General features: G+C 55.4%; 22 protein-coding genes and 1 other annotated feature. Of the genes, 15 read left to right on the forward strand and 7 right to left on the reverse strand.

The window, feature by feature from the left end:
• The 4 genes from yidC to rpmH all read right to left on the reverse strand — a co-directional run.
• The coding region (gene yidC / locus ACK5JN_RS16685) for a membrane protein insertase YidC (protein ID WP_416871188.1) at window positions 1–1,346 on the reverse strand (1,346 nt) is incomplete at its 3' end.
• A gap of 2 nt (window positions 1,347–1,348) precedes the next feature.
• On the reverse strand, window positions 1,349–1,606 hold the full coding sequence (gene yidD / locus ACK5JN_RS16690; protein ID WP_074398703.1) for a membrane protein insertion efficiency factor YidD: 258 nt from the start codon (window positions 1,604–1,606) through the stop codon (window positions 1,349–1,351).
• On the reverse strand, window positions 1,570–1,929 hold the full coding sequence (rnpA, locus tag ACK5JN_RS16695) for a ribonuclease P protein component (protein WP_064540669.1): 360 nt from the start codon (window positions 1,927–1,929) through the stop codon (window positions 1,570–1,572). Before rnpA ends, yidD begins: the two co-directional genes overlap by 37 nt.
• Before the next feature lie 17 nt (window positions 1,930–1,946).
• Window positions 1,947–2,087 (reverse strand): 50S ribosomal protein L34, encoded by a 141-nt coding sequence (rpmH, locus tag ACK5JN_RS16700; RefSeq protein WP_003849659.1) that lies wholly within the window; start codon window positions 2,085–2,087, stop codon window positions 1,947–1,949.
• Between the two features lie 778 nt (window positions 2,088–2,865).
• On the opposite strand from rpmH, the gene dnaA reads away from it, so the two are divergent.
• From dnaA to ACK5JN_RS16735, 7 genes are all read left to right on the forward strand, one after another.
• On the forward strand, window positions 2,866–4,263 hold the full coding sequence (gene dnaA / locus ACK5JN_RS16705; protein ID WP_035896454.1) for a chromosomal replication initiator protein DnaA: 1,398 nt from the start codon (window positions 2,866–2,868) through the stop codon (window positions 4,261–4,263).
• Between the two features lie 4 nt (window positions 4,264–4,267).
• Window positions 4,268–5,368, forward strand: a complete 1,101-nt coding sequence (dnaN, locus tag ACK5JN_RS16710; RefSeq protein ID WP_064540673.1) for a DNA polymerase III subunit beta — start codon at window positions 4,268–4,270, stop codon at window positions 5,366–5,368.
• Entirely contained in the window at window positions 5,368–6,441 is a 1,074-nt protein-coding gene (gene recF, locus ACK5JN_RS16715) for a DNA replication/repair protein RecF (RefSeq protein ID WP_416871189.1), read from the forward strand. The genes dnaN and recF overlap by 1 nt, the downstream gene beginning before the upstream one ends.
• A 28-nt stretch (window positions 6,442–6,469) precedes the next feature.
• Window positions 6,470–8,884, forward strand: a complete 2,415-nt coding sequence (gene gyrB, locus ACK5JN_RS16720; RefSeq protein ID WP_416871190.1) for a DNA topoisomerase (ATP-hydrolyzing) subunit B — start codon at window positions 6,470–6,472, stop codon at window positions 8,882–8,884.
• A gap of 121 nt (window positions 8,885–9,005) precedes the next feature.
• Window positions 9,006–9,407 carry a YidB family protein gene (locus ACK5JN_RS16725; RefSeq protein WP_416871191.1) on the forward strand — a complete coding sequence of 134 codons (402 nt, stop codon included), beginning with the start codon at window positions 9,006–9,008 and terminating at the stop codon, window positions 9,405–9,407.
• Window positions 9,408–9,528: 121 nt separating this feature from the next.
• Window positions 9,529–10,341: a sugar-phosphatase gene (yidA, locus tag ACK5JN_RS16730; RefSeq protein ID WP_416871192.1), complete on the forward strand. Its 813-nt coding sequence runs from the start codon at window positions 9,529–9,531 to the stop codon at window positions 10,339–10,341.
• A 90-nt stretch (window positions 10,342–10,431) separates the two neighbouring features.
• Window positions 10,432–11,658, forward strand: a complete 1,227-nt coding sequence (locus ACK5JN_RS16735) for a DUF3748 domain-containing protein (RefSeq protein WP_416871193.1) — start codon at window positions 10,432–10,434, stop codon at window positions 11,656–11,658.
• Here the strand turns inward: ACK5JN_RS16735 and ACK5JN_RS16740 are convergent.
• The gene (locus tag ACK5JN_RS16740; protein WP_416871194.1) at window positions 11,652–11,984 is read right to left on the reverse strand and encodes a YceK/YidQ family lipoprotein; all 333 of its coding nucleotides are present in this window, start codon (window positions 11,982–11,984) and stop codon (window positions 11,652–11,654) included. The two genes, ACK5JN_RS16735 and ACK5JN_RS16740, sit on opposite strands and share 7 nt — an antisense overlap.
• A gap of 240 nt (window positions 11,985–12,224) precedes the next feature.
• Window positions 12,225–12,300 (forward strand) — a sequence feature (ROSE (Repression Of Heat Shock gene Expression) occurs in the 5'-region of heat shock genes and acts as an RNA thermometer to modulate expression.).
• On the opposite strand from ACK5JN_RS16740, the gene ibpA reads away from it, so the two are divergent.
• From ibpA to ACK5JN_RS16760, 4 genes are all read left to right on the forward strand, one after another.
• Window positions 12,294–12,707: a small heat shock chaperone IbpA gene (ibpA, locus tag ACK5JN_RS16745; protein WP_015343937.1), complete on the forward strand. Its 414-nt coding sequence runs from the start codon at window positions 12,294–12,296 to the stop codon at window positions 12,705–12,707. It overlaps the preceding feature by 7 nt.
• A 92-nt stretch (window positions 12,708–12,799) precedes the next feature.
• Window positions 12,800–13,228, forward strand: coding sequence for a small heat shock chaperone IbpB (ibpB, locus tag ACK5JN_RS16750; protein WP_416871195.1), 429 nt, complete (start codon window positions 12,800–12,802; stop codon window positions 13,226–13,228).
• 135 nt (window positions 13,229–13,363) lie between these two features.
• Window positions 13,364–14,188 (forward strand): DNA damage-inducible protein D, encoded by an 825-nt coding sequence (dinD, locus tag ACK5JN_RS16755; RefSeq protein ID WP_416871196.1) that lies wholly within the window; start codon window positions 13,364–13,366, stop codon window positions 14,186–14,188.
• A 103-nt stretch (window positions 14,189–14,291) separates the two neighbouring features.
• Window positions 14,292–15,953 carry a putative transporter gene (locus tag ACK5JN_RS16760; protein ID WP_416871197.1) on the forward strand — a complete coding sequence of 554 codons (1,662 nt, stop codon included), beginning with the start codon at window positions 14,292–14,294 and terminating at the stop codon, window positions 15,951–15,953.
• Here the strand turns inward: ACK5JN_RS16760 and ACK5JN_RS16765 are convergent.
• Entirely contained in the window at window positions 15,910–16,656 is a 747-nt protein-coding gene (locus ACK5JN_RS16765; protein WP_416871198.1) for a GntR family transcriptional regulator, read from the reverse strand. The genes ACK5JN_RS16760 and ACK5JN_RS16765 overlap by 44 nt on opposite strands.
• A gap of 297 nt (window positions 16,657–16,953) precedes the next feature.
• Between ACK5JN_RS16765 and ACK5JN_RS16770 the strand changes: the two genes are divergently transcribed.
• Complete coding sequence (locus ACK5JN_RS16770; protein WP_416871199.1) at window positions 16,954–18,576, forward strand: alpha-glucoside-specific PTS transporter subunit IIBC; 1,623 nt, start codon at window positions 16,954–16,956, stop codon at window positions 18,574–18,576.
• On the forward strand, window positions 18,573–19,895 hold the full coding sequence (locus tag ACK5JN_RS16775; RefSeq protein WP_416871200.1) for a 6-phospho-alpha-glucosidase: 1,323 nt from the start codon (window positions 18,573–18,575) through the stop codon (window positions 19,893–19,895). Before ACK5JN_RS16770 ends, ACK5JN_RS16775 begins: the two co-directional genes overlap by 4 nt.
• Here the strand turns inward: ACK5JN_RS16775 and ACK5JN_RS16780 are convergent.
• Window positions 19,892–20,785: a helix-turn-helix transcriptional regulator gene (locus ACK5JN_RS16780; protein WP_416871201.1), complete on the reverse strand. Its 894-nt coding sequence runs from the start codon at window positions 20,783–20,785 to the stop codon at window positions 19,892–19,894. The two genes, ACK5JN_RS16775 and ACK5JN_RS16780, sit on opposite strands and share 4 nt — an antisense overlap.
• Before the next feature lie 172 nt (window positions 20,786–20,957).
• Here ACK5JN_RS16780 and ACK5JN_RS16785 point away from each other — a divergent pair, with 172 nt between their 5' ends.
• Both ACK5JN_RS16785 and ACK5JN_RS16790 read left to right on the forward strand, forming a co-directional pair.
• Window positions 20,958–22,676, forward strand: coding sequence for a solute:sodium symporter family transporter (locus ACK5JN_RS16785; protein WP_416871202.1), 1,719 nt, complete (start codon window positions 20,958–20,960; stop codon window positions 22,674–22,676).
• Complete coding sequence (locus ACK5JN_RS16790) at window positions 22,673–24,166, forward strand: sulfatase-like hydrolase/transferase (RefSeq protein ID WP_416871203.1); 1,494 nt, start codon at window positions 22,673–22,675, stop codon at window positions 24,164–24,166. Before ACK5JN_RS16785 ends, ACK5JN_RS16790 begins: the two co-directional genes overlap by 4 nt.
• The last annotated feature ends 17 nt before the right edge of the window (window positions 24,167–24,183 follow it).

Genomic DNA, 24,183 nt, shown 5'->3' on the forward strand with positions numbered 1-24,183 from the left:
GCATGACGCAGTTCAATGGAGCCCATCAGCATGTAGTACAACGCCAGGAAGATTGGCATCTGGATGATCAGCGGGAAGCAGCCGCCCAGCGGGTTAACCTTCTCAGCTTTGTACAGGGCCATCATTTCCTGGCTCTGACGCTGTTTGTCATCGCCCAGACGCTCACGCATCGCCTGAATCTTCGGCTGCAGCATACGCATCTTCGCCATGGAGGTGTACTGCGCTTTGGTCAGCGGGTACATGATGCCACGAACGATAAAGGTGATAACGATGATGGAGAAGCCCCAGTTGCCCAGGAAGCTATGGATCCATTTCAGCAGTTTGAACAGCGGCTGAGAGATGAACCACAGCCAGCCGTAGTCAACGGTCAGGTCAAGGTGCGGCGCAACGGCAGCCATTTTGTCCTGAATTGCCGGGCCTACCCACAGGGTGCTCTGCAGTTTATCGGCCTGGCCTGGCTGAACCAGAACCGGCTGAGATTTGTAGCCGATAGCCACTACGCCGTTACCGAGGTTAGCGGTGTAGAAGTTATTCGTACCGTTGTTCTGCGGAACCCATGCCGTAGTGAAGTACTGCTGCAGCATGGCAACCCAACCGTTTTTGGTGTTGGTGTTCAGGTTCTCGTTATCAGTGATGGTATCGAATTTGTATTTTTCGTACTTGGAATCAGACGTTGAATACGCTGCGCCACGGAAAGTGTGCATGGTAGACAGGCCACCGGTCTGCGTATCACGCGCGCTTGGCAGCGCGGCAGTCTGCTTCAACTGACCGAAGGTGGAAACTTCCAGCGGTTTCTCGCCGGCGTTCTTCACGTCGTAGCCAACGTTCACCGCATAGTCACCGCGTTTCAGGGTGAAGGTTTTGGTGAAGACGTTGCCTGCTTTATCGGTATAGGTCAGCGGAACGACGATTTCGTTCTGGCCATCGGCCATCACAAACGCATCTTTATCGACGTTATACAGCGGACGCGGGCCGTTAGCCGGGTTGTCCGGGCCGTCACGACCGGTTAAGCCGCTCTGTGCCTGATAGACGAACTGCGGAGTGGTTTCCAGTAACTGGAACGGTTCGGTAGACTTAAGCGCTTTCGGGTATGCCGGAAGCAGCGCCTGCTCAATATCGCCACCGCGAGTGTTGATAGTCAGCTCAAGCACATCGGTTTTAACCGTAATCAGTTTTCCCTGGCCACTGGCCGGTACGCCCTGGTCGGCGGCGCTACCCGCTGCTGTGGTCGTTGTCTGCGTGGTCTGCTGCTGGGTCTGCGGATTGTTATCCTGCTCCCAGGCTTGCCAGATCATGAAAGACACGAACAACAAAGCGATGATAAGAAGATTGCGTTGCGAATCCATCGTTAGTGTTCTCTGGTATCAAATGGTCCGGGCGGGACGGGGTCGTCACCACCAGGGTGTAAAGGGTGGCATTTTAATACGCGTTTCACTGTCAACCAACTGCCTTTTATCACTCCAAACCTGCGCAATGCCTCAATTCCGTATTGAGAGCAGGTTGGCGTAAAACGGCAATGCGGCCCGAGTAGCGGACTAATCAGGCGCTGATAGACCCGAATCAGGCCTATCAGGAGCCGGGATACAGGCGACAGTGACGGCGCCATAATTTTTCCAACGCTTCCGAGAGAGCACGGTTATCGAGGTCGGCAACCCCTTTCTTCGCCACCACCACGAAATCCATTGGCGGGAGTTCATGCTGACGTAAACGGAAACTCTCACGCGTCAGACGTTTAATCCGATTGCGTTCATGTGCGCGTTTAACGTTTTTCTTGGCGACGGTAAGACCGATGCGGGGATGCCCCAGCGAATTCAGGCGGCCGAGGATGGTGATTTGCGGCGTGCCAGCCCGTTGTGGCTGCTGGAAGACGAATGTGAAATGATTGGGAGTTAACAAACGTAACTCCCTGGGAAATGCTAGCTTAACCACTCGAGGGGTTAGCTTTATTACTTGGAAACGGTCAGACGAGAACGGCCTTTAGCACGACGACGTGCCAGAACCTGACGACCATTTTTAGTAGCCATACGAGCACGGAAGCCGTGAGAACGGTTGCGCTTCAGTACAGACGGTTGAAAAGTGCGTTTCATGGCGATTTCTACCTAAACTTGAATAAATTCAATGGCTTTATTGGATATCCGACCGAAAATTGAACGATGGATGCCGAAGCCATGGGTGATTAAAGAGGCCGGATTGTAATAATTGTACACTCCGGAGTCAATTCTCTTTCCTTATTTACCGCGTAAAAAACCACGTTTGACCGCCGTTTTTTGCCCGGCAAATGGGCAGCGTCCCTCACCGAATTTCGAGCGGTACACGCCGGGTGGGGGATTATACGGGCTACCCATCAAAGCGCAAGGATCATCCTGGATCTTTGTTAGATCATTTAAGCAGAAAATTGTCGCTAGTCATTAATTTTTCCAATATGCGAAGGAAATCGTGCCTTCTCTCCGCCGGGATCGTTTACACTTAGCGCTTCTGGATCCACCCTGTGGATAAATCGGGAAGAATCTGTGAGAAACAGAAGATCTCTGGCGCAGTTTACGCTATGATCCTCGGCCCGATCGCGATCGGTGGATCGTTAAAGGGGAAAATAACCGCGTTCTTTCAGCACAGTGTCTGAAAGACGCTGTTGAAAACCGCAGATAGCGGTTCGCACGTCACCCGCTTGCATCGGGTCTTTTCGACGTGTGCCAAAAATCACGAATTTTTAATCTTATACACAGCATCGTTCGGGCTGCATTTGCGCAGCGGCTGAATGAATCCCCGACAGCATTCAGTTTTGCTGGCGGCAGGATCGTCAGAAGGTAGCCTGCAGGTTTGCCTGGAGGATGATGTGTATCGACTTTTTTTCGAGTGGAGTCCGCCGTGTCACTTTCGCTTTGGCAGCAATGTCTTGCCCGATTGCAGGATGAGTTACCAGCCACAGAATTCAGCATGTGGATCCGCCCGTTGCAGGCGGAACTGAGCGATAACACGCTGGCCCTGTACGCGCCAAATCGTTTTGTGCTTGATTGGGTACGCGACAAATACCTCAATAACATCAACGGCCTGTTGAATGATTTCTGCGGCGCCGACGCCCCGCAGCTGCGCTTTGAGGTGGGCACCAAGCCCGTCACCCAAACGTTAAGAGAGACGGCAAACGTCAGCGCTCCGGCGCAAATGGCGCAGGTGCATGCGCCGCGCGTCGCCCCGGCCCCGCGCGCAGGCTGGGACAACGTTCCGGCCCCTGCTGAGCCTTCTTACCGCTCCAACGTCAACGTTAAACATACCTTTGATAACTTCGTCGAAGGTAAATCGAACCAGCTGGCCCGCGCGGCGGCGCGCCAGGTGGCGGATAACCCCGGCGGCGCCTATAACCCGCTGTTCCTGTACGGCGGTACGGGCCTGGGTAAAACGCACCTGCTGCACGCGGTGGGCAACGGTATTATCGCCCGCAAGCCAAACGCCAAAGTGGTGTATATGCACTCCGAGCGTTTTGTCCAGGACATGGTAAAAGCCCTGCAAAACAATGCGATCGAAGAGTTTAAACGCTACTACCGCTCCGTTGATGCGCTGCTGATCGATGACATCCAGTTCTTTGCCAACAAAGAGCGCTCGCAGGAAGAGTTCTTCCACACCTTCAACGCCCTGCTGGAAGGTAATCAGCAGATCATCCTCACCTCGGATCGCTATCCGAAAGAGATCAACGGCGTTGAAGATCGTCTCAAATCCCGCTTTGGCTGGGGCCTGACGGTGGCGATCGAGCCGCCGGAGCTTGAGACCCGCGTCGCTATTCTGATGAAAAAGGCCGATGAAAATGACATTCGTCTGCCTGGCGAAGTGGCGTTCTTTATTGCCAAGCGTCTACGCTCTAACGTGCGTGAGCTGGAAGGGGCGCTGAACCGCGTAATCGCCAACGCCAACTTTACCGGTCGGGCGATCACCATCGATTTCGTGCGCGAAGCGCTGCGCGATCTGCTGGCATTGCAGGAAAAACTGGTCACCATCGACAATATTCAGAAGACGGTGGCGGAGTACTACAAAATTAAAGTGGCGGACCTGCTCTCCAAACGACGTTCTCGTTCGGTAGCGCGTCCGCGCCAGATGGCGATGGCGTTGGCGAAAGAACTCACCAACCACAGTCTGCCGGAGATTGGCGATGCGTTTGGTGGCCGTGACCATACCACCGTGCTGCACGCCTGCCGTAAGATTGAACAGCTGCGTGAAGAAAGCCACGATATCAAAGAAGACTTTTCCAATTTAATCAGAACATTGTCGTCGTGATCCTATGAAATTTACCGTAGAACGTGAACATTTATTAAAACCGTTACAACAGGTGAGTGGCCCGTTAGGCGGGCGTCCGACATTGCCGATTCTGGGTAACCTGTTGCTGCAGGTCGCGGACGGCACGCTGTCGCTGACCGGTACCGATTTGGAAATGGAAATGGTAGCGCGCGTGGCGCTGCTGCAGGCGCATGAACCGGGCGCGACTACCGTCCCGGCGCGTAAATTCTTCGACATCTGCCGTGGCCTGCCGGAAGGCGCGGAAATCGCCGTGCAGCTGGAAGGCGACCGCATGCTGGTGCGCTCTGGCCGTAGCCGCTTCTCGCTCTCTACGCTGCCTGCCGCCGACTTCCCGAACCTTGACGACTGGCAGAGCGACGTGGAATTCACGCTGCCGCAGGCCACAATGAAACGCCTGATTGAAGCCACCCAGTTCTCGATGGCCCATCAGGATGTGCGTTATTACTTAAACGGTATGCTGTTCGAAACCGAAGGCGAAGAGCTGCGTACCGTGGCGACCGACGGCCACCGTCTGGCGGTCTGCTCTATGCCGGTGGGCCAGTCCCTGCCGAGCCATTCGGTGATCGTGCCGCGTAAAGGGGTGATTGAGCTGATGCGTATGCTCGACGGCGGCGACACGCCGCTGCGCGTGCAGATCGGCAGCAACAACATCCGTGCGCACGTCGGTGACTTTATCTTCACCTCGAAGCTGGTTGACGGCCGTTTCCCGGATTATCGTCGCGTGTTGCCGAAGAACCCGGATAAACACCTCGAAGCCGGCTGCGATATCCTCAAGCAGGCGTTTGCCCGTGCGGCGATTCTCTCGAACGAGAAATTCCGCGGCGTGCGTCTGTACGTCAGCGAAAATCAGCTGAAAATTACCGCCAACAACCCGGAACAGGAAGAGGCGGAAGAGATCCTGGATGTCACCTATCCAGGCACTGAGCTGGAAATCGGCTTTAACGTCAGCTACGTACTGGACGTGCTCAATGCGCTGAAGTGCGAAAATGTGCGCATTATGCTGACTGACTCCGTGTCCAGCGTACAGATTGAAGATGCGGCGTCTCAGAGTGCTGCCTACGTTGTTATGCCAATGAGACTGTAATGTCGCTCTCCCGCCTGTTGATCCGCGATTTTCGCAATATCGAAAACGCGGATCTTGCCTTATCCCCCGGCTTTAACTTCCTGGTTGGCGCTAACGGCAGCGGTAAAACCAGCGTGCTGGAAGCCATCTATACGCTCGGCCACGGCCGGGCGTTTCGCAGTTTGCAGATTGGCCGCGTGATCCGCCACGAGCAGGAATCTTTCGTACTGCACGGCCGCCTTCAGGGCGCGGAGCGTGAAACCTCGATCGGCCTGACCAAAGATAAACTGGGCGACAGCAAAGTGCGCATCGATGGTACCGACGGCCACAAGGTCGCCGAGCTGGCGCTGCTGATGCCAATGCAGCTGATTACGCCCGAGGGGTTTACTTTACTCAACGGCGGCCCCAAATATAGAAGAGCGTTCCTCGATTGGGGATGCTTCCATAACGAAGCCGGATTCTTCACCGCCTGGAGCAACCTGAAGCGCCTGCTCAAGCAGCGCAACGCCGCGCTGCGCCAGGTGAGCCGCTATGCGCAGCTGCGTCCGTGGGATCTCGAACTTATCCCGCTGGCCGAGCAAATCAGCCGCTGGCGGGCGGAATACAGTACCGGTATCGCCGAAGATATGGCCGATACCTGCAAGCAATTTCTCCCGGAGTTCTCTCTGACCTTCTCCTTCCAGCGCGGCTGGGAGAAAGAGACCGATTATGCCGAGGTGCTGGAGAGAAACTTCGAACGCGACCGTATGCTGACCTACACGGCACACGGCCCGCACAAGGCGGACTTCCGCATTCGCGCCGACGGCGCGCCGGTGGAAGACACCTTATCGCGCGGGCAGCTTAAGCTGCTGATGTGCGCGCTACGCCTGGCACAGGGCGAGTTTCTGACCCGCGAGAGCGGCAGACGCTGCCTGTACCTGATAGATGATTTTGCCTCGGAGCTTGACGACGCGCGGCGCGGCCTGCTGGCCAGCCGTTTAAAAGCCACACAGTCTCAGGTTTTCGTCAGCGCGATCAGCGCTGAACACGTTGTGGACATGTCGGATGAAAATTCGAAGATGTTTACCGTGGAAAAGGGTAAAATAACGGATTAACCCAAGATTAAATGAGCGAGAAACGTTGATGTCGAATTCTTATGACTCCTCCAGTATCAAAGTCCTGAAAGGGCTGGATGCGGTGCGTAAGCGCCCGGGTATGTATATCGGCGACACGGATGACGGCACCGGTCTGCACCACATGGTATTCGAGGTTGTGGATAACGCTATCGACGAAGCGCTCGCTGGTTACTGCAAAGATATCATCGTCACCATCCACAGCGACAACTCCGTCTCCGTACAGGATGATGGCCGCGGCATCCCGACCGGTATTCACCCGGAAGAGGGCGTCTCCGCGGCGGAAGTTATCATGACCGTGCTGCACGCAGGCGGTAAATTCGATGATAACTCCTATAAAGTGTCCGGCGGTCTGCACGGCGTAGGCGTCTCCGTGGTTAACGCCCTGTCGCAGAAACTGGAGCTGGTTATCCAGCGCGATAACAAAATTCACCGTCAGATCTACGCCCACGGCGTGCCGCAGGCTCCGCTGGCGGTGACTGGCGATACCGAAAAAACCGGTACCATGGTGCGTTTCTGGCCGAGCTATGAAACCTTCACCAACGTCACCGAATTTGAATATGACATCCTGGCGAAACGCCTGCGTGAGCTGTCGTTCCTGAACTCCGGCGTCTCTATCCGCCTGCGCGACAAGCGCGACGGCAAAGAAGACCATTTCCACTACGAAGGCGGCATCAAGGCGTTCGTTGAGTACCTCAACAAGAACAAAACGCCGATCCACCCGAATATCTTCTACTTCTCCACCGAAAAAGACGGTATTGGCGTAGAAGTGGCGCTGCAGTGGAACGATGGTTTCCAGGAAAACATCTACTGCTTCACCAACAACATTCCGCAGCGTGATGGCGGTACCCACCTGGCGGGCTTCCGTGCGGCGATGACCCGTACCCTGAACGCCTACATGGACAAAGAAGGCTACAGCAAAAAAGCGAAAGTCAGCGCCACCGGCGACGATGCCCGTGAAGGCCTGATTGCCGTGGTGTCCGTGAAGGTACCGGATCCGAAATTCTCCTCCCAGACCAAAGACAAGCTGGTCTCCTCTGAGGTGAAATCGGCGGTTGAACAGCAGATGAACGAACTGCTGAGCGAATACCTGCTGGAAAATCCGTCTGACGCGAAAATCGTGGTCGGCAAAATTATCGACGCCGCGCGTGCCCGTGAAGCGGCACGTAAAGCCCGTGAAATGACCCGCCGTAAAGGCGCGCTGGACTTAGCAGGCCTGCCGGGCAAACTGGCCGACTGCCAGGAACGCGACCCGGCGCTGTCTGAACTGTACCTCGTGGAAGGGGACTCCGCGGGCGGCTCTGCGAAGCAGGGGCGTAACCGTAAGAACCAGGCGATTCTGCCGCTGAAGGGTAAAATCCTCAACGTTGAGAAAGCGCGCTTCGACAAGATGCTCTCTTCTCAGGAAGTGGCGACGCTGATTACCGCGCTGGGCTGCGGCATCGGTCGCGACGAGTACAACCCGGACAAACTGCGCTATCACAGCATCATCATCATGACCGATGCGGACGTCGATGGTTCGCACATCCGTACGCTGCTGCTGACCTTCTTCTATCGTCAGATGCCGGAAATCGTCGAGCGTGGTCACGTCTACATTGCACAGCCGCCGCTGTACAAAGTGAAAAAAGGCAAGCAGGAACAGTACATTAAAGACGACGAAGCGATGGATCAGTACCAGATTTCCATCGCCCTCGACGGTGCGACCCTGCACACCAACGCCAGCGCGCCGGCCCTGGCGGGCGAACCGCTGGAACGCCTGGTGGCCGAATTCAACGGCACGCAGAAAATGATTAACCGCATGGAGCGTCGTTTCCCGAAAGCGCTGCTGAAAGAGCTTATCTATCAGCCAACGCTGGTCGACGCGGACCTGTCCGACGAGCAGAAAGTCACGCGCTGGGTGAACGCGCTGGTGACCGAGCTGAACGAAAAAGAACAGCACGGCAGCCTGTGGAAGTTTGATATTCAGCACAATGCTGAACAGCAGCATTTCGAGCCGATTATCCGCGTGCGTACACACGGCGTGGATACCGACTACGTGCTGGATAGCGAATTCGTTAACGGTGCTGAATACCGTCGTATCTTCACGCTGGGCGAGAAGCTGCGTGGCCTGGTGGAAGAAGATGCGTTCATCGAACGTGGCGAACGCCGTCAGCCGGTGGCCAGCTTCGAGCAGGCGCTGGATTGGCTGGTGAAAGAGTCCCGCCGTGGCCTTGCGATTCAGCGTTATAAAGGTCTGGGCGAGATGAACCCGGATCAGCTGTGGGAAACCACCATGGACCCGGACAGCCGCCGCATGCTGCGCGTTACCGTGAAGGACGCGATTGCCGCCGACCAGCTGTTCACCACCCTGATGGGTGACGCCGTAGAACCGCGTCGTGCGTTTATCGAAGAGAACGCCCTGAAAGCGGCGAATATCGATATCTAAGCACATCGTCGCCATCCGCTTTACCCAAAAATGCCTGAATTTTTTCAGGCGTTTTTTTATGCCTTACGCACGCGAACTATACTTCACTACGTCTTCTATCAATTTTACTCAGAGGTGCAGCATGGGGCTTTTCGATGATGTAGTGGGGTCGTTATTGCAGGGCGATACCGGCAAATATCAGGCAATCCTGACCTGGGTAAACGAGCAGGGCGGCATTCAGGCGCTGCTGGAAAAGCTGCAAAACGGTGGCCTGGGCGATATTGCCGCCTCGTGGATCAGCAATCAGCAAAGTAATCAGCCGATTAGCGGCGATCAGGTTGAGTCTGCGCTCGGCACCTCGGCGGTCTCTGACCTCGGCCAGAAGCTGGGGGTGGATACCGGTTCTGCCTCGTCGATGCTGGCAGACTACCTGCCGAAAATTATTGATGCCCTTTCCCCGCAGGGTGAGGTTGACCCGCAGGCGCACAACGACCTGCTGTCTGCCGGAATGAACCTGCTTAAAGGCGGCAAGCTATTCGGTTAAAGGCCATGTAAAAGGGGAGAATGCCTCACGCGTTGTATCCCCGTTTTAAGCCGCCTTGGCTGCTGTTTTTTGCGCTAAATCGAGTTAGCATGAGGACAGGCTCATCTAACCTGGGGATCTCATGGCTATTAAACTGATTGCAATCGACATGGACGGAACATTGCTGTTGCCGGACCACACTATCTCTCCTGCGGTGAAAAACGCCCTGGCGGCGGCGCGCGCAAAAGGGGTAAACGTGGTTCTGACCACCGGGCGTCCTTACGCTGGTGTGCACAGCTACCTGAAAGAGCTGGGTATGAACGAGCCGGGAGATTACTGCATTACCTACAACGGCGCGCTGGTCCAGAAAGCCGGCGACGGCAGTACCGTGGCGCAGACCGCGCTCAAGTATGACGACTATCGTTTCCTGGAAGAGCTGTCCCGCAAGGTCGGTTCCCACTTCCACGCGCTGGATCGCAACACGCTGTACACCGCCAACCGCGATATCAGCTACTACACGGTGCATGAATCCTTTGTCGCCACCATTCCGCTGGTGTTCTGCGAAGCCGAGAAAATGGACCCGTCCATCGAGTTCCTGAAGGTGATGATGATTGACGAGCCGGCGATCCTCGACAAAGCGATTGCCCGTATCCCGCCGGAAGTCAAAGAGAAATATACCGTGCTGAAAAGCTCGCCGTATTTCCTCGAAATCCTGGATAAGCGCGTCAACAAAGGTACCGGCGTGAAATCGCTGGCCGACGTGCTGGGCATTAAGCCGGAAGAGATCATGGCGATTGGCGACCAGGAAAACGACATTGCGATGATTGAATTCGCAGGGGTTGGCGTGGCGATGGATAACGCGATCCCGGCGGTCAAAGAAGTGGCGAATTTTGTCACCAAATCCAACCTTGAAGACGGCGTGGCCTGGGCGATTGAGAAATACGTCCTCAACTAAGGCTCCCTCTCCCGCGTTTCCGCTAAAGGCTTATGGGATAAGCCTTTAGCGTGGTAAAACTAGGCGGTATCTTTTGACCGGGACGCCGCCATGAAACAAATCACCTTTGCCGCACGCCATCATCAGCTCACCAATACCCGCACGTGGACGCCGGACAGCCTGTGGCTGGTCTACGACGTTCGCCCTTCCGGCGCTTCGTTTACCGGTGACACCATCGAACGGGTGAACGTCAGCAGCGGTGAGGTTGAGGTGATTTATCGCGCCAGCGCCGGGGCGCACGTCGGCGTGGTGACGGTACATCCTGACGCTGAGCGGTACGTTTTTATCCACGGTCCGGAGAATCCGGACGCCAGCTGGCACTATGATTTCCACCACCGACGCGGCGTAGTAACGGCGCACGGTGAAACCCGCGACCTCGACGCCCTGGATATCACCTCGCCCTATACGCCGGGCGCGCTGCGCGGCGGCAGCCACGTCCACGTCTATAGCCCCTGCGGCCAGTTTGTCAGCTTTACCTACAACGACCACGTGATGCACGAATACGATCCGGCGCTGGACCAGCGCAACGTCGGCGTAGCCGTGCCTTACGGCCCGGTTGAACCGCGCGGCCAGCACCCGCGCGAATATGGCGGCAGCCACTGGTGCGTGCTGGTCAGCCAGACCACCGCGATGCCCATTCCCGGTAGCGATGACATCACCCGCGCTTACGAAGAAGGCTGGGTTGGCTCGCGGGCGCTGGCGTTTATCGGCGATACCGTCTCGCTGGCCGGCGAGAAAGTGCCGGAACTGTTCCTGGTGGAACTGCCCGGCGACGCTCAGGGCTGGAAGCAGCCTGGGGATGCGCCGCTGCAGGGCACTGACACCACGCTCCCCGCTCCACCAGCGGGCGTTCGCCAGCGGCGTTTAACCTTCACCCATCAGCGGGCGTTTCCCGGGCTGGTGAACGTCCCGCGCCACTGGGTGCGCAGCAATCCGCATGGCACGCAGATTGCCTTTTTGATGCGCGACGATCGCGGCGTGGTGCAGCTATGGCTGATATCTCCGGCGGGCGGCGAGCCGCGGCAGCTCACGCGTAATGCGTCGGATATTCAGTCGGCGTTTAACTGGCATCCGTCTGGAAACGGACTGGGGATGGTGCTGGACGGGCGTATCGCGTGGTGTGACGCGGTGAGCGGAGAAACCACCTTTTTAACGGAAAAACATGCCAATCCGCCGTCGGCGGATGCGGTGGTCTTCTCTCCCGACGGGCGGTTGATCGCCTGGATGGAAGAAACGGCTGGCTTTCGCCAGCTGTGGGTCACCGAGACCGGCTACTGAGCGGGCATTGGCGCCGGCGGGATCACCGAATTAGTGGCTAGCGTCTCCTGCTCGCTCTTTTCGACCCGCGAGCGGACCGAACTGTCTTTACGGAAGAAATCCCACGGCAGCAAAACGGTGTCCATCACCGCCGTAAACGGCATATCCAGGGCGATCAGCGATTTGGTCGCCCAGCCGTTTTCGCTATCGCCGAGCATCTCTGCGCTCGCGCGCGTGCCGGGATAAGTGCCTTCTTTGCCACCGGTGTGTGACATGACGCTGGAACACCCACCTGACAACAGGATCCCCCCAACCAGCGTCGTTTTGATCAGCAGATTTTTCATCATGAGCTCTTCATTGTTATGAGCATAAAAAAGCTCGTCCTCCGGGTTATAGCCACCCGTTGCCAAAATAGAAAGCCCAGGCTCGCCGCTCTGTGGCGGCTGTCGCAATTTGGACTTTTGTGCTCTCACCCAGTGTAAGCCTTATCGGGGAAAGTGCAAAAAAAGTCAGACACTGGGTCTTGAAAAAGGTTCTTTCCCCCTCATTTTATAGGTGTAGCCGGGAAGAACACGCCTGCGGGGTGTTCGGGCTTCACGACCTGTCCACGATGGAAGGTCCACAATTTCTCGCTGACTTTCAGGAGCTATTTGATTATGCGTAACTTTGACTTATCCCCGTTATACCGTTCTGCCATTGGTTTCGACCGCCTGTTCAACCTGTTAGAAAACAATCAAACGCAAAGTAACGGCGGCTACCCTCCGTACAACGTTGAACTGGTTGATGAAAACCACTATCGCATCGCGATTGCCGTGGCGGGTTTTGCTGAAAGCGAGCTGGAAATTACCGCCCAGGACAACATGCTGGTGGTAAAAGGCGCGCATGCCGCAGAACAGAAAGAACGTACCTATCTCTATCAAGGTATTGCCGAGCGCAACTTTGAACGCAAATTCCAGCTAGCGGAAAACATCCACGTACGTGGCGCGAACCTGGTGAACGGCCTGCTGTATATCGAACTGGAACGCGTGATTCCGGAAGCGAACAAACCGCGCCGTATCGAAATTAACTAATTCCGACGGGCCGCCGCGCGGCCCTGTTAAACCATCGGCTTGCCGTCAGGGAGCCGAAACGTACTCACTCGCTTCTTAGAAGGAGAAACACAATGCGTAACTACGATTTATCCCCTCTGCTGCGTCAATGGATCGGCTTTGACAAACTGGCGAACGCGCTGCAAACCAGCAGCGAAGGCCAGAGCTTCCCGCCGTACAACATCGAAAAAAGCGACGATAACCACTACCGCATTACGCTGGCGCTGGCAGGGTTCCGTCAGGACGATCTCGACGTGCAGCTGGAAGGCACTCGCCTGACCGTGAAGGGCACGCCGCAGCCGCAGGAAAAAGAGACCAAATGGCTGCATCAGGGTCTGGTGACCCAGGCCTTTAGCCTGAGCTTCACGCTGGCCGAAAATATGGAAGTCTCCGGCGCCACCTTTACTAACGGCCTGCTGCATATCGATTTAACCCGCAACGAGCCGGAGGCTATCGCCCCGCAGCGTATCGCAATTAGCGAGCGCCCGGCGCTGAATAGCTAACCCTGGTTGCCCAATTAGCCCCGAGAAATCGGGGCTTTTTTTTGCGTGTGACGCCTCATTAATCCCCCTTGCTGCAACGCGTGTTTCAGATTAAAAAATGATCACTCAGATGGGTATTAAAACAAGGGACATGTTATGAATGAGCAACAGCCGTTTGAAGTGATTAAAAACACCGATCGGGAAGGGAGAGAGTATTGGTCTGCTCGAGATTTAGGGCCATTACTTGATTATAAGGAATGGCGTAATTTTCAAAAGGTTATCTCAAAAGCTGTGATCGCTTGTGAGGTGAGTGGTCAGCATGCGTCTGACCATTTTGTTGAATCCAACAAAATGGTCGAATTGGGGTCGGGTGCGAACCGAAATCTTGAAGACATCAGGCTATCTCGCTATGCCTGTTACCTGGTTGTACAAAATGGCGATCCGTCCAAACCGGTTATCGCTGCAGGGCAAACCTACTTTGCTTTGCAGACCCGGCGTCAGGAGCTTCAGGATGACAACGCTTTTAAGTCTTTACGGGAAGATGAGAAGCGTCTTTTTTTGCGCAATGAGCTAAAAGAGCACAATAAACATCTGGTGGAAACTGCTCAACGGGCTGGTGTTGAGACTGCGCTTGATTTTGCCGTCTTCCAGAACCATGGCTACAAAGGCCTTTATGGTGGCCTGGATCAGAAAGCCATTCACGAGCGCAAAGGATTAAAGAAAAGCCAGAAAATCCTCGACCATATGGGTTCAACCGAGTTGGCGGCAAATCTTTTTCGTGCGACGCAAACCGAAGAAAAACTCCGACGTGATGAAGTGAGCACCAGGCAAATCGCCAATCAAACGCACTACGAAGTGGGCCAGAAGGTGCGTCAGACAATCGAGGATCTTGGCGGCACAATGCCTGAATCACTGCCTTCTCCCGAGAAAAGCATCCAGCAGTTGAAAATTGCCGCCAAAGGAAAAAATTCACCTGAATAGTGCTCCCCGCTTGGTTGATTAATGTGCGCCGCACTACATACAAGCTCCCCCCAACTCGGCCATAATCCATATTGTTATTAATGTTATTCACAGGGAACATAAAATGAGTGATATAGCATTGACGGTCAGCGTACTGGCGCTGGTAGCAGTGGTTGGGCTGTGGATTGGCAATATCAAAATTCGCGGCATCGGTTTCGGTATTGGCGGCGTGCTGTTCGGTGGGATTATCGTTGGCCACTTTGTCGAGCAGGCGGGCATTACCCTGAGCAGTCCGATGCTGCATTTTATTCAGGAATTTGGCCTGATTCTGTTCGTCTACACCATTGGTATTCAGGTGGGGCCCGGCTTTTTTGCCTCGCTGCGCGTCTCCGGGCTGCGGCTCAATCTGTTCGCTATCCTGATCGTTATTCTCGGCGGCCTGGTCACCACGTTACTGCATAAAATTTTCTCCATTCCGCTGCCGGTGGTGCTGGGTATTTTCTCCGGCGCGGTGACTAACACCCCGGCGCTGGGGGCCGGGCAGCAAATCCTGCGCGATCTTGGCGAGCCGTTTAGCGTGGTGGACCAAATGGGGATGAGCTACGCCATGGCCTACCCGTTTGGTATCTGTGGCATTCTGCTGACCATGTGGCTGGTGCGCCTGTTCTTTCGTATCAACGTGGAAAAAGAAGCGCAGCAGTTCGATGAACAGGCCGGTTCCGGCCATTCACACCTCAAAACCATCAATATCCGCGTCGAAAACCCAAACCTGAACCACCTGGCCATTCAGGATATCCCGGTGATCAACAGCGATAACATCATCTGCTCGCGGCTCAAACGCGGCGATACCCTGATGGTCCCGTCGCCGACGACCCTGATTGAAACCGGCGATCTGCTGCACCTGGTGGGGGAAGCGGCGGATCTGCACAGCGCGCAGTTGGTGATCGGCAAAGAGGTGGAGACCTCGCTGTCGACGCGCGGCACGGACCTGAAAGTGGAAAGGGTGGTGGTTACCAACGAGAAGGTTTTGGGCAAGAAAATCCGCGATCTGCACTATAAACAGCGCTATGACGTGGTGATTTCCCGCCTGAACCGTGCCGGGGTAGAACTGGTCGCCAGCAGCAATGCCAGCCTGCAGTTTGGCGACATCCTCAATCTGGTTGGTCGCCCGGCGGCGATTGATGCGGTGGCGTCAGACCTCGGCAACGCGCAGCAAAAATTGCAGCAGGTACAGATGCTGCCGGTGTTTATTGGCATCGGGCTCGGCGTGCTGCTGGGTTCAGTGCCGCTGTTTATTCCCGGCTTCCCGGTGGCGCTGAAGCTGGGGCTGGCGGGTGGGCCGCTGATTATGGCGCTGATCCTCGGGCGTATCGGCAGCATCGGCAAGCTCTACTGGTTTATGCCGCCCAGCGCTAACCTGGCGCTGCGCGAGCTGGGGATCGTGCTGTTTCTGTCGGTGGTGGGGCTTAAGTCCGGCGGCGACTTTATCGACACGCTGGTGCATGGCGATGGGCTCAGCTGGATTGGCTACGGGATATTTATCACCGGCATTCCGCTGCTGACGGTGGGGATTCTGGCGCGTATCTTCGCGAAGATGAACTACCTGACCCTGTGCGGCATGCTGGCCGGTTCAATGACCGACCCACCGGCGCTGGCCTTTGCCAACAACCTCCACGCGACCAGCGGCGCCGCCGCGCTCTCCTACGCCACGGTTTATCCGCTGGTGATGTTCCTGCGCATTATCACTCCGCAACTGCTGGCGGTATTGTTTTGGGGGATGGGCTAACGGTCTGCCGCCGCAGGTGGTAATCCACCTGATATTCGCTGGCGTTGCGGAACATCACGGAATAGTTAAGGAACTCGCCGCTGTCGCTGTAGGAAAGGGAGGTGATGCGCAGCAGCGGCGTTTGTTCCGGCACATTCAGGCTCTGCGCCAGCTGCTTATCGGCCAGCACCGGCGCCAGGCTTTCATAGTTGCCGCTAATGGTGATCCCGCAGTCTTTCTCAATGTAATCAAACTTCGACCCTTCCAGATGCACCAGCGACAGGTTACGGAACAATTTGACCGGCATATAGCTGTCTTCCAGCATCAGCGGTTTGCCATCCACGTAGCGCACCCGGCGCGAGAAATAGATCCGTTCGTTAATCTGAATTCTGAGCTGGCTGGCGATCGCCGGCGGCGCGGGCATCATCTCAAAAATCAGGACCTTACTGGCCACCTCTTTCCCTTGCTGCCGCAGTATCTCCGCCAGGCCGGTTAAATTGGTCGTTTCATGATGTATGTCTTTATGCGCCACGTAGGTTCCGCTGCCGTGCCGTCTGACCACTAACCCCCACTCGATAAGCAGGTCGATGGCTTTACGAATGGTCATCCGCGCCACGCCAAACTCTTCCGCCAGCTTTTTCTCACCCGGCAGCGGGCTACCAATATTGAAATCTGACGAATTCAGCCGTAAACGCAATCTGTCGGCAATGGATTTATAGATCACAACTAGACCTCTTATCGTTTGCGGAATGAAATTAATGAACCGCTGTTTCTTATTAAAAACTAATTTATTACAGCTGATTAAGCGTTCATTACCAATAAATTAAAAATAGCGCTGATGAAGATGTCTATTAATTTTTAAAAAAGTAGACAACATTGCGCCGATTAAAACCATGAAAGCGATCACGAATCACAACCTGTCCGCATGTTGTCTGGAGAGCGAATTCTTATTCTCGTAGCAGGCCGAAGATCAACATAAAAAGGCCACTTACCCTACGAGTTGTTAAATGAGGATTGCTCAATGCTCAGTCAAATACAACGCTTTGGCGGCGCCATGTTTACCCCGGTTTTGTTGTTTCCTTTTGCCGGGATCGTGGTGGGTATCGCCATCATGCTGCGCAACCCGATGTTTGTCGGCGAAGCGCTAACGGCACCTGATAATTTATTTGCCCAGATTGTTCATATTATTGAAGAAGGCGGCTGGACGGTATTCCGCAACATGCCGCTGATTTTTGCCGTTGGCCTGCCTATTGGCCTGGCAAAACAGGCCCAGGGGCGAGCGTGCCTTGCGGTGCTGGTGAGCTTTATGACGTGGAACTACTTTATTAACGCCATGGGGATGACCTGGGGCCACTTTTTCGGCGTTGATTTCTCCGTCGACCCCACCGCCGGTAGCGGCCTGACGATGATTGCCGGCATTAAAACGCTCGATACCAGCATTATTGGCGCAATCGTGATTTCCGGTATCGTCACCGCGCTGCACAACCGCTATTTCGATAAACCGCTTCCGGTCTTTCTCGGCATCTTCCAGGGCTCATCATTTGTGGTGATCGTAGCATTCCTGGTGATGATTCCCTGCGCCTGGCTAACGCTGCTCGGCTGGCCGAAAGTCCAGATGGGGATCGAGTCCCTGCAGGCATTCTTACGTAGTGCAGGCGCATTGGGCGTGTGGGTGTACACCTTCCTGGAGCGCATTCTCATCCCGACCGGGCTTCACCACTTTGTCTATGGGCCGTTCATCTTTGGTCCGGCCGTCGTCGAAGGCGGTATCCAGGTTTACTGGGCAGAGCATCTGCAAGCGTTCAGTCAAAGCACCGAACCGTTGAAAGCGCTGTTCCCGGAAGGGGGATTCGCGCTGCACGGTAACTCTAAAGTGTTTGGCTCCGTGGGTATCGCGCTGGCTATGTACTTCACCACCGCGCCGGAAAACCGGCTGAAAGTGGCGGGGCTGCTGATTCCTGCCACGTTGACGGCGGTACTCGTGGGGATCACCGAACCGCTTGAATTTACCTTCCTGTTTATCTCTCCGCTGTTGTTTGCCATTCACGCCGTGCTGGCGGCAACGATGGCGACGGTGATGTACATGTGCGGCGTGGTCGGCAACATGGGCGGCGGCCTGTTAGATCAGTTCCTGCCGCAAAACTGGATCCCGATGTTCCATAACCACGCGTCGACGATGTTTATCCAGATAGGCATCGGGCTGTGCTTCACGGCGCTCTATTTCGTGGTCTTCCGGACGATCATTCTGCGCCTCAACCTCAAAACGCCGGGCCGCGAAGACAGTGAAATCAAACTTTACAGCAAAGCCGATTACCAGGCCGCGCGCGGTAAAACCAGCGCCGCAGGAGCCCCTGACGCGAAGCAGGGCCAGGCAGTCGGTTACCTACAGGCGCTAGGCGGCGCGGCCAACATCGCCAGCATCAATAACTGTGCGACCCGACTGCGTATTGGCCTTCACGATATGGCGAAAACGCAAAGCGATGACGTCTTTAAATCGCTGGGGGCGCACGGCGTTGTGCGTCACGGCAACGCGATTCAGGTCATTGTCGGCCTGCACGTCCCGCAGGTGCGCGACCAGCTTGAAACGCTAATGAAATCATCTTTCCCGACCGAACAATCCACTCTGACAGAGGCTGTATCATGAAAAAATTCTCAGTTGTTATCGCAGGCGGCGGCAGCACATTTACTCCGGGTATCGTTCTGATGTTGCTGGCAAACCAGGATCGTTTTCCGCTCCGCTCGCTGAAGTTTTATGACAACGACGGCGCACGTCAGGAAACGATCGCCGAGGCCTGCAAAATTGTGCTGAAGGAGCAGGCGCCGGATATCGAATTCAGCTACACCACGGACCCGGAAACCGCCTTTACCGATGTTGATTTCGTGATGGCGCACATCCGCGTGGGCAAATACCCGATGCGTGAAAAAGACGAGAAAATTCCGCTGCGCCACGGCGTGCTGGGCCAGGAAACCTGCGGGCCGGGCGGCATCGCTTACGGTATGCGCTCGATTGGCGGCGTGCTGGAGCTGGTGGATTACATGGAAAAATACTCGCCGAACGCCTGGATGCTGAACTACTCCAACCCGGCGGCGATTGTGGCGGAGGCGACGAACCGTCTGCGCCCGAATGCTAAAATCCTCAATATCTGCGATATGCCCATCGGCATTGAAGGGCGGATGGCGCAGATTGTCGGCCTTCAGGACCGCAAACAGATGCGCGTGCGCTACTACGGCCTGAATCACTTCGGTTGGTGGACATCCATCGAAGATTTACAGGGTAACGATTTGATGCCGAAGTTACGCGAACATGTGGCTAAATATGGCTATGTTCCGCCTTCTAACGACCCGCATACCGAAGCCAGCTGGAATGATACCTTCGCGAAAGCGAAAGACGTGCAGGCGCTGGATCCGGACACCATGCCGAACACCTATCTGAAATACTATCTGTTCCCGGACTACGTGGTCGCCCACTCCAACCCGGAACGTACTCGCGCCAATGAAGTGATGGATCACCGCGAGAAAAACGTGTTCAGCGCCTGCCGGGCGATTATCGAAGCGGGCCAAAGCGCCGCGGGCGAGCTGGAAATTGACGAACACGCGTCTTACATCGTCGATCTGGCGGCGGCTATCGCCTTCAACACCCAGGAGCGCATGCTGCTTATCGTACCGAACAATGGCGCAATCCATAACTTTGACGCCGATGCGATGGTCGAAATTCCGTGCCTGGTGGGCCATAACGGGCCGGAGCCGCTGACGGTCGGGGATATTCCGCACTTCCAGAAAGGGATGATGGGCCAGCAGGTGATGGTGGAAAAACTGGTGGTGGATGCGTGGGAGCAGCGCTCATACCACAAGCTGTGGCAGGCGATTACGCTGTCAAAAACCGTACCGAGCGCCTCGGTGGCGAAAGCTATCCTGGATGATTTGATTGAGGCCAATAAGGACTATTGGCCGGAGCTGCACTAATCGGCCGAGCCCGCAGATTCTTGCTGCGGGCTTTCAACTTTCCGTACCGCCGACGGCGCGTAGCCAAACTTATGTTTGAACGCTTTGCTAAAGTGAAATGAGTCAAAAAAATTCAGCATTCCTGCCACCTTACTTACCGTATTTCCCTCCTGCTTGAGCAGCGATTGCGCCAGCTCAAGCTGGGCGTCGAGATAATATTCTTTGGGCGTTTTCCCGGTATAGCGGACAAACAGTCGGCGCAGCCAGGGTTCGCTACACTGCATCTCGTCGGCCATCCCGGCAACGCTCCAGCGTTTCTGCGGGTTGGCGTGCAGCAGGGCGATCAGTTTTTCCAGCTTGAGAAGCTGGCGATCTTTTTTGCCATTTTCGGCAATAAGGCAAATCCACTGATAAATAATTTTAGTGAGGCAGGCGACGGCCAGGTTGTTTTTTAGCGGATCGTCGCTGGTAATCAATGTAGCGACTTCATTCATTTCCTTATTATAAATATCGCCATTATAAATAATGCCTAATTGCATGATCGGGATAGACATTAAGGTGGTTGGAATAAACTCCATCCAGTATTGTTCCCAGATTAAACCAACGCAGTGGTATGATTTTATCTCCATTGGGTTAAGGAAAATAATGCAGTTACCGTTAAGGGTGATTTGGGTATTATTCTTCAGGTAAATCTCCCCACAGCCCTGGACGGTATATATTGCCACCCAGGAGTTAGCAATCAGCGGCTTTTTCTTATCCCGCGGCCAGCTCACGCGGTAGCTCTCATCGGCCAGCGTATGCCACAGTGAGAGCAGGGAGATCCCGCTTGAGATCACATTTTCTTCCAGAACTAACGGAATATTATACGTGGTTTCGTTTTTTACATGCGAAATTCGTATTTTTCCATTCATTTTAATATCTCTTCAGCGAATGATGCCTGCAACCTGAATGGTGAAATTTAGCAAAAAAAGGAATGTTCAGGGATACCGTGTTTCTTATTTTATGATTCTCATCGCCTAAACCCGACAAAACGCTATTCCTCTGACCCTGATAGCGGCGGGATATAATGAAAAGGGCTACAAGATGAATACGATACAAATAGTGAGTTTTGTCGGGTTTACGCTGCTGGTCGCGGCGATCACCTGGTGGAAAATTCGCAAGGTAGATACGGGCTCGCAGCAGGGATACTTTCTGGCCGGAAGATCGCTGAAAGCGCCAGTGATTGCCGCCTCGCTAATGTTGACCAACCTTTCCACCGAACAACTGGTGGGGCTCTCCGGGCAGGCCTACAAAAGCGGTATGTCGGTGATGGGCTGGGAGGTGACCTCCGCCGTCACCCTGATTTTCCTGGCGCTGATTTTTCTGCCGCGCTACCTACAGCGCGGCATTGCCACCATCCCTGATTTTCTGGAAGAGCGTTACGATAAAACCACCCGCATTATTATCGACTGCTGCTTCCTTATCGCCACCGGTATCTGCTTTTTACCGATTGTACTTTATTCCGGCGCGCTGGCGCTGAACAGCCTGTTTCATATCGGTGAATCGCTGGGCATTTCCCAGGGCGCGGCAATCTGGCTGCTGGTGATTATGTTGGGGCTGGCCGGGATTATATACGCGGTGATTGGCGGCATGAGGGCGATGGCGATTGCCGACTCCATTAACGGCATCGGGCTGGTGATTGGCGGCCTGATGGTGCCGGTATTTGGCCTGATCGCCATGGGAAAAGGCAGCTTTATACAGGGCATCGAGCAGCTGACTACCGTACATGCCGACAAGCTCAACTCCATCGGCGGCAGCGCCGACCCGCTGCCGATCGGCGCGGCGTTTACCGGGCTGATTCTGGTGAATACCTTCTACTGGTGCACCAACCAGGGCATCGTCCAGCGCACGCTGGCCTCCAAAAGCCTCGCGGAAGGGCAAAAAGGCGCGCTGCTGACCGCGGTGTTGAAAATGCTCGACCCGCTGATTCTGGTGCTTCCCGGCCTTATCGCCTTCCACCTGTATCAGGATCTGCCGAGCGCCGATATGGCCTACCCCACGCTGGTAAATAAAGTCATGCCGACGCCGCTGGTCGGTTTCTTCGGCGCGGTTCTGTTCGGTGCCGTCATCAGTACCTTTAACGGCTTCCTGAACAGCGCAAGTACGCTGTTTAGCATGGGAATTTATCGCCGCGTGATCAATGAACAGGCCGAGTCCGCGCAGCTGGTCAGCATTGGGCGAAAGTTTGGCCTGTTTATCGCCGTGGTGTCGGTGCTGGTGGCGCCGTGGATAGCCAATGCGCCGCAGGGGCTATACAGCTGGATGAAGCAGCTCAACGGGATTTACAACGTGCCGCTGGTGACCATTATCATCATGGGATTTTTCTTTCCGCGCATTCCTGCCGTGGCGGCGAAAGTGGCGATGGGGCTGGGGATCGTCAGCTATATCACCATCAATTATCTCGTGCACTTCAACTTCCACTTCCTCTACGTGCTGGCCTGCACCTTCTGCATCAACGTGGTGGTGATGCTGATCATTGGCGCTATCTGGCCGCGCGCGACGCCGTTCAAATTCCAGGATGCGTTTGCCGTAGATATGACGCCGTACCGGCACGTGAAGGTCGCTTCCGTAGGCATCCTGTTTGCGATGATTGGCGTTTATGCCGGATTAGCCGAGTTTGGCGGCTACAGCACCCGCTGGATTGCCGTCATCAGCTACGCCATTACTGCCGCCGTGGTGGCATACCTGATTTACAGCCGTTGGCAACATAACCGTCTCGCCACGCCCGCGCTGTGTCCTGCCGATGTTAAGGAAAAACCATGAGCCGTCCCAATTTCTTATTCATTATGACCGATACCCAGGCGACCAATATGGTCGGCTGTTACAGCGGCAAGCCGTTGAATACCAACCACATTGATACGCTGGCGGCGGAAGGTATCCGCTTCAACTCCGCCTATACCTGTAGCCCGGTCTGCACGCCTGCGCGCGCCGGGCTGTTTACGGGGATTTATGCCAATCAGTCCGGCCCGTGGACCAATAACGTTGCGCCGGGGAAAAACATCTCCACCATGGGCCGCTACTTTAAGGACGCCGGGTATCGAACCTGTTACATCGGTAAATGGCATCTGGACGGCCATGATTATTTCGGCACCGGCGAATGCCCGCCGGAATGGGACGCCGACTACTGGTATGACGGTGCGAATTACCTCAGCGAACTGAGCGAAGAGCAGATCGGCCTGTGGCGTAACGGGTTGAATAGCATCGAAGATTTACAGCAGCACGGCATTGATGAAACCTTTACCTGGGCCCATCGCATTAGCAACCGCGCGGTGGATTATCTCGCCAGCGCGCCGCAGCGTGACGAACCGTTCCTGATGGTGGTGTCTTACGATGAACCGCATCATCCGTTTACCTGCCCGGTGGAGTACCTGCAAAAGTATCAGGATTTTTACTACGATCTGGGCGATAAAGCGCATGATGATTTAGTCGACAAACCGCTACACCATCGCCTGTGGTCGCAGGCGATGCCGTCTCCGGTGCAGGAGGATGGCCGTTATTACCATCCGATGTATTTTGCCTGCAACGATTTTGTCGACGATCAGATAGGCCGGGTGATTGATGCGCTGACCCCCGCCCAGCGCGATAACACCTGGGTTATCTACACCTCCGATCACGGCGAAATGATGGGGGCGCACAGGCTCATCAGCAAAGGCGCGGCGATGTACGACGACATCACGCGTATCCCGTTGATTATGCGAGCGCCAGGCGGAACGCCGCGTCAGGTTGATACGCCGGTCAGCCATATCGATCTGCTGCCAACCATGATGGCGCTGGCGGGAATTGATAAGCCGGACATTTTACCCGGCGGCAACCTGCTGGACGCCGCCGCCGATCGCGGCGTGATGGTTGAATTCAACCGCTACGAGATTGAGCACGACAGTTTTGGCGGTTTTATTCCGGTACGCTGCTGGGTGACCGACCGCTACAAGCTGGTGCTGAACCTGTTTACCAGCGATGAGCTGTACGATCGCCACGCCGACCCTGACGAGATGCGTAACCTGATTGATGACCCGCAGCACGCAACGATACGCGATGAGCTGCACGATGCACTGCTGGATTACATGGATAACATCCGCGACCCGTTCCGTACCTACCAGTGGAGCCTGCGCCCGTGGCGATCGCAGGCACAGCCGCGCTGGATGGGGGCGTTCCGCCCGCGTCCGGAAGACGGCTATTCACCGGTGGTGCGCGACTATGACACTGGATTGCCGACGCAGGGCGTGAAGGTTGAAGAGAAGAAACAGAAGTTTTGACCGAAAATGCGCCGGGC

The sequence above is a fragment of the Kluyvera sp. genome (assembly GCF_047971185.1).
GTDB lineage: Bacteria > Pseudomonadota > Gammaproteobacteria > Enterobacterales > Enterobacteriaceae > Kluyvera.